This window comes from Pseudoalteromonas sp. AOP7-A1-14 (genome assembly GCF_052376275.1).
Lineage (GTDB): Bacteria > Pseudomonadota > Gammaproteobacteria > Enterobacterales > Alteromonadaceae > Pseudoalteromonas.
On record NZ_JBQSVO010000155.1, the window covers coordinates 1 to 6,376 of the forward strand.

The 6,376-nt window shown below is 40.3% G+C and carries 5 protein-coding genes; 2 read left to right on the forward strand and 3 right to left on the reverse strand.

From position 1 onward, the window contains the following. Positions 1 to 153 precede the first annotated feature (153 nt). Positions 154 to 411 (forward strand): helix-turn-helix domain-containing protein, encoded by a 258-nt coding sequence (locus ACT3RM_RS16500; protein WP_086957896.1) that lies wholly within the window; start codon positions 154 to 156, stop codon positions 409 to 411. Continuing rightward, complete coding sequence (locus ACT3RM_RS16505) at positions 411 to 1,643, forward strand: type II toxin-antitoxin system HipA family toxin (RefSeq protein WP_086957895.1); 1,233 nt, start codon at positions 411 to 413, stop codon at positions 1,641 to 1,643. The genes ACT3RM_RS16500 and ACT3RM_RS16505 overlap by 1 nt, the downstream gene beginning before the upstream one ends. A gap of 165 nt (positions 1,644 to 1,808) precedes the next feature. On the opposite strand, the gene ACT3RM_RS16510 is transcribed toward ACT3RM_RS16505, so the two are convergent. The 3 genes from ACT3RM_RS16510 to ltrA all read right to left on the reverse strand — a co-directional run bounded on the left by ACT3RM_RS16510 (position 1,809) and on the right by ltrA (position 5,696). Next, entirely contained in the window at positions 1,809 to 2,534 is a 726-nt protein-coding gene (locus tag ACT3RM_RS16510) for a hypothetical protein (protein WP_086957893.1), read from the reverse strand. Beyond that, the gene (locus tag ACT3RM_RS16515; protein WP_086957891.1) at positions 2,534 to 3,718 is read right to left on the reverse strand and encodes an RRXRR domain-containing protein; all 1,185 of its coding nucleotides are present in this window, start codon (positions 3,716 to 3,718) and stop codon (positions 2,534 to 2,536) included. Before ACT3RM_RS16515 ends, ACT3RM_RS16510 begins: the two co-directional genes overlap by 1 nt. 250 nt (positions 3,719 to 3,968) lie before the next feature. After that, positions 3,969 to 5,696 (reverse strand): group II intron reverse transcriptase/maturase, encoded by a 1,728-nt coding sequence (ltrA, locus tag ACT3RM_RS16520; protein ID WP_192532884.1) that lies wholly within the window; start codon positions 5,694 to 5,696, stop codon positions 3,969 to 3,971. Positions 5,697 to 6,376 lie beyond the last annotated feature (680 nt).

Genomic DNA, 6,376 nt, shown 5'->3' on the forward strand with positions numbered 1-6,376 from the left:
GTTACCAAATAAGTATAGACTCATAGTTAACTGACCCAGCAGGTTAGCCATGTAGCTAACCTACTGGATCTTTATCTCAATATTAGCCATATGGATAACAATGGCATTTTAGGTTACAATGTTAGCTGCATAATAAATTCTATTGGTAATTGTATGGCTAACAGAGTCGAAATTGGGAAGAAAGTCAGCGTAAGTAGAAAAGCTTTAGGCTATACACAACAAAAGCTTTCAGAAATAACTAGCATTAATAAAACAACAATTTCAGAAATTGAGAATGGCCGATTTACTGGATCATTCGATATTTTTGAGCGCTTGCTCGATGCTGTTGATTTACAGTTTGATGTTTCTCAAAAAAAGTATTCGCTACCTGATTGGGATGAAATTGAAAATATATTTTCAGAGGGTGAATAATGAGTACAAATCCAAACTTACCTAGTAAAGTTAAAAATATTACCGTGTGCACTAACAATACAGAGCTTGGTATATTAACTCATGGCTCAATTCATCATTACCAGCCGACACAAGAAAATCAGCACATATCGTTAACAATGACAAAAAAAGGTATAGACGGTTACTCTTCAGGTTCTCTGCATCCTATCTTTTCGCAGAACTTACCAGAGGGCTTTAATCGCCGCTTTATAGCTGACAAGTTAGCAAGGTATGCAAAAGTAAATGACATGTACCTTCTCGCTTTACAAGGAGAGCAAGGCATTGGCATGCTCTCATATAAAAGTGAACTTTCGTTACCAGAAGCAGATACTATTCCACTGAACGATATCTTATCTTACAACAGTACTGAGCCCCTATTCCCTCAACTGTTAGAAAAGTACTATCTAAGAAACTCATTAGCTGGCGTACAACCTAAAGTAAGCATTCCTAATGCAAATAATATTAAAACTGACAGAACAGTCCAACAAAAAGATTTAATCGTAAAATCATTTGATTCTGAATTTCCATTACTTACTGTAAATGAATTTGTATGCATGGAAGCAGCTAGATACTGCGGGTTTAAACCACCTAAAACGTATTTATCCCATAATCTTGAAACATTTGTCATAGAACGCTTCGACACTGCACAAGATGGTACAAAGCTAGGCTACGAAGACTTTACCACTTTATTAAAAAAGCCAAATGATCCCGATGCAAAATACACGGGCAATTACGAAACACTACTCAAAGCAACAAGCTTGTACACTAATAGCCAATCAGAAGTTGAAAAAATGTATAAGTATATTGTATTTAATTGCTTAATTGGTAACGGTGATGCACACCTCAAAAATTTTGCTCTTCAGTACACACCAGATATGTCGAGGGTTTACCTTTCCCCACCTTTTGATATAACACACACAAAAATTTATGAGGCTATCGACAATAAAATGGCGCTTAAGCTTTCTAACAGTAAAGAATTTCCTGATATAAATCATTTATTAAAACTCGCTGAGGGTACTCACTTTAAAATTAGGAAAGCTAAAGAAATAGTAGAATCCCTGAGTGACAACATACTTGATTACCTGAAGCAATCTGAAGAAGTGAAGTTATTTAATGGCTTACGCAACTCAATAGAAAACTCTGTATCAAGTATAATGACACCAAGCTATTCAACAAAAAACTATCGTCATGACAGAATAAAAAAGTTTGAGTAATATTAAGACATCCATATAGCAACAGTGAAACTAAAAAGAGGGTGTAACTAATTTTATTGGTCACCACACTACAGTTCACGGTGCAATAAAGTTGGAATTAAAAGGTGAATCGATGCGAAACAACTAAATTTCTTGACTGATGCCGATCACTCAAGTTAGATTTTATTAAGATCTACTGACAGACAAAAAATTGATCAGCATCATGGTATTACGCACTAGTGGCATTTTCACTGTCCATCCGTTTATAGACTCCGAGACGCCTGACTTAATAGAGGCCGCAACTAGTTGCTGTTCAGTTAAGCCATACCTCACGTCGATTGTGTCATTACCAGATACGGAAGGGGTTTTCAGCTGCTGTGTTTCGGTGGCGCTAATAACCTGCCAATCCTTTGAGAGCTTTATAAACATTTCTTTTTCATTCATATTAATAATGAATTCATAATAAAGTGTTGAAGGCGAATTACTTTCGTCACTTTCCATAAATGAATACAGCCTAGCTTTAATTTTTTTGTTTTTAGATTCGAACTCTACTCTTCTTAACTTTAAATCACCGCCATAAGCGATGTAAATTGGTTTTAGAGTGTAGTTATCTAAGCCGCTCTTACTGCTCTTTAGATTTACGTTGATAATTTCACTACCCTTGTAAGGGATTTTTCTACTCAAATCTCCGAATGTATCTATAACCCCGCTTTCATATTCAGCATCTATTTGTTTATCTATCTCAGCATTATGGATAATAGTTTGCAATGTACTTCTTTGGACGTTGTTTAATTCAAACGACTCCACACGCTTGGCTTGAGAGTATTTATTAACCTGAAGATCCAAATTTTGAGCTTTCGGTTGGAAGCTAATACCGCAGAGTAAAATTAAAGTTAGTGAAACTTTTTTCATCAGTTTACGGCAATTCCTCTCGGTACTTTAGTGCCGAGAGGAATTGCCGCCTCCATTGGTTGAGTTAACGTAGTGGTTCGAGCAGAAATCCGAACCGTGTTTTTCTTAATGTTAGCGCTGGCGTGAACCTTATCACCTAAAATAGTTTCTAGGGCAAAGTAGCCTGAGCTACGCTTGCCTTTAACAAAACCAGTACCTTGTGGTGTTTGTACAAAGTCGTGTTTTTTTAGGCCAAATAGCTTGCCAACTGGTATCCGCTTTTCGGAGCGAACCCCCTTTATCTGTTGGTAGTCACCAGAAGCCACATGACGTTTACGTAAAACATGTTTGGCTTGTTGTACAAGCTCGCCATTTTCACAACAAATTGACACGGCATCATAGTAATGAGTTTTCGGTAAGCCCAATACTTGCTCGCGCTTAAATTTGGTCACGTAGCCAAACGTTTCTTCAAAATCCCAGCACTGTTTTAACTGGGCTTTGAGTATACCTATTTCAGTCGCATGTTTAGTCTTTGAGCGCTTCACTTTCAGATCAAACTTTCCTGCGTGTAAATCATTATGGCACGTCTCGCATAGCGCTATTAGGTTACTGGGTGTATCAGTGCCGCCCTGAGAACGAAGTACTTTGTGGTGTACGTGCAGCTTGGCGTTGTGCTTCGTTTTGTGTCCACTTTGACATTTATAATTGTCACGCTGCAATACGTAGGCTTTAACGTTGTAGTAGCCTTGCTGGTAGCCGGCACCAGTCACAATTGGGTTAGTTATCTTGTGTATATCGAAGCTAGCAGTTTCAACCTTCCAATGTGAAATTGGTAAGATAGCTTCAACCTGCTTTTTCTCACGCAAGTGTGAATCAAGCTTGCTTTTTAGAGACGGTGCTAAGCGCCCCTTTTTACGCATAGAGGCACGTTGCTGCATCTTTTTAGATACGTCAGTGCGCAAAGCCACCTCGCTTTGATAAATCACTTTACCATTTGCGATAGCTGCACAGCCAATGTATTTACTGCCAGTGTCCATGCCAGCAACTACGTGCTGAGTATGGCCGCTCGATCCATACAATAATTTAATTGTGAACGGGGCACGTTTGATTACCTTAGCCATACCATTTTTAAGCAGCTTACGTGCTTTAGCGGCCTTGCAGGGCATCAAAGGCTTCCCATGCTTGTTAAGTACATACGCTAACATAGCGCGTATCTCCTTCGAGTTGTGCGTATAACTTTGCTTGAGGCACACAGCAAATTCGACTTCCTCTCGACCAGATAATTTAGCTTCGCAACGTGGTTGACTGCCCATAACTCAATAGGACTGTTTACAGTGCCACGAAAGAGCGTGGAACTGAGGCGGCATTCCAAGGTTTCTACAATCGGGTAAGAAAGTTGCATTGCTGCAACTCCCTCCCCTAAGAACCGTACATGCGAGTTTCCCAGCATACGGCTCAAGCCCTCATAAGATAAGTGAGTAACTCTCTTATCCGACTCGTTACATTTATCCCGCTTGAGTGTACTTGTCTATGGCAGTTCGGGTGAAGCATTACTAAATTACTGATTGAATCATCTTGGGTAAGATGCCACTCGACGATGTGATGCGTATTCCACCCTGTGTCGTCGGTGATTTTCTCCATGCAGATTGGACAGTAGCCTTGTTGTCTTCTCCATATAGTTGCCAGTTTTTTAACTAGAACCTCTTTCATACGTCGATCTATTCGGTTTTCAAAATACAGCTCGCAATCCTTATCGTAAGGGTTTGCTTCACTTTTTATTTTGACATGTCGTCTGATCGGTATGTCTGCGGCAAAGGTGATTTTTGCTATAGATCCATTTGCTCGTTTTGCGGAGAATACCCATGTTCTTCCCTTTCTGTTATTATGTTGCATGAAGTATTTTTCGGCTATCCAACGCTTTCCTTTTAGCGGGTGTCGCCTTTTTGCCCAGCTCCATGTCATTTCCCAGATCGCTGCATCAACTTCACTAAAGGCTTTTTTAGCTACAATATGTCGGTGATAGTTTCCCCATCCCCGAATGACGGGGTTGAGTAGATCAATCAGACTTTCTGTCTTAGCCGACTTGTTGTTTTTGATGGTTGAGCGAATTTTGGTTAGAAAATTTTTGGTATTCTTTTTGGATGGTTTGATCAACAGTTTACCTTTGTACTTACGTACATTTTGACCTAAAAAATCAAATCCCTCGTCAATGTGTGTGATTTTGGTTTTTTCCTCAGATAGTTCTAAACCTCTTTCTTTGAGAAATTGGATTAGTGCTGGTTTCACAGTTGATTCCAGATGTTCTTTGGAAGACCCTGTGACGATAAAATCATCAGCGTATCGCACAAAATTAACTTTGTTAGGATTCGTTTTAAGTTTGGTTTTTCCACTGACCCTATGTTTTACACCTGATATAGTTTCTATCAGGTGTTCCATTCCATCCAATGCAATGTTGGCGAGTACGGGCGAGATAATTCCGCCCTGTGGTGTTCCCTCGTCTGTGTTAGAGAATAAGTTACCATCCACTACTCCTGCCTTTAACCATTCCTTGAGAATCTTTTGATTCATTGGGATTTGGTTGAGCAGCCATTCATGATCGATGTGATCAAAACATCCTTTTATATCACCTTCCAACACCCATTGAGCGCATCGTTTACTGCTCAGAATTACGTGACAGTATGCAATGGCATCCGCACAGCTTCTTTGAGGTCTGAAGCCGTATGAATTTTTATCAGCCATACACTCTGATACTGGTTCCAAGGCTAGTAAGTGAAGTGCTTGCATAGCTCGGTCACGCATCGTTGGTATGCCTAGGTGTCTTAGCTTACCATTTGCTTTAGGGATTGAGACCCTGCGCAGCGGTTTTGCCTTATACCCTGTATTGGTTAATGATAGAGTGGCTTTCCATTTAGCTTCTGGTGTGCTCCAAGTTTCCTTGTCAACGCCAGATGTTTTCTTACCTTTGTTTTCTGTCACTCTTTTTACTGCCAAGGTTTTGGCAGAATAAGAGTGGGTTAGCAGTCTTTGTAAAGCTTTAACTTTACCATACCTGCCTTCCTTTTGAGCCTTTACGATCCTTGCCTGTAATGACTTAACCTTTCGGTTGGTAGTCATCCAGTCTATGCTGTGCCACCCCCCATTGGTTGTGGGCGCACAAGATTTGGTTTGCACCTTTTCTTTCATTTGCTTTCCCTCATTAAAAGTCTTATTACTCAAATTTCGCAATTGAGCACCGAGTAGAAGTCAGCCCTCTTTCAAGGTAGGTCATGTTTCATACCCTATGTTGTTCATTACAAGCAACCGTTCGCTTTCTCTACTTTCTTCTACCCGCACCACCATCGGATAACCTTGCGGTTCTCTTTCCCTTTAGGGGATGATACGGGCTTACCAAGTTCCGTTGTCAGGACAGAATGGGTTAGTGTCTACCTTTTCACCGAAGGCTCATATTGGTTGTGAGAGAAGTTTTAGAAGCCTTCTCTGCCGAGCCTTATACCTTTTGGTTCAAGCCTATCAGTATCTTTGGCTTGTTACGATTAACGATGTTTATCAGTAGTTCACATATGTTACACGTACCATTCATTCCAAGCGCGTCACCGTATTGATACTAACAGTTGCAGATCTTCCTCACGGTCAATCCTCTACGCCTTTTCATCTGAGCTTCACACCTCGACGTTACCATCGACGCATGTCAGATTAGGAAACCTCTTACAACAAAGAGGGTTAGGTCAGGTGCCTAACAGTCCTTAACAACGACTTCTTGTCGCACTCTAAATTATCGTTTACTAACATTTCTAATCCTCAGTTAGTGGTCTGGTCAACAAGCGCTTTTACAAGCTCATCCCTTTAGGGGTGAGTAGTTGACA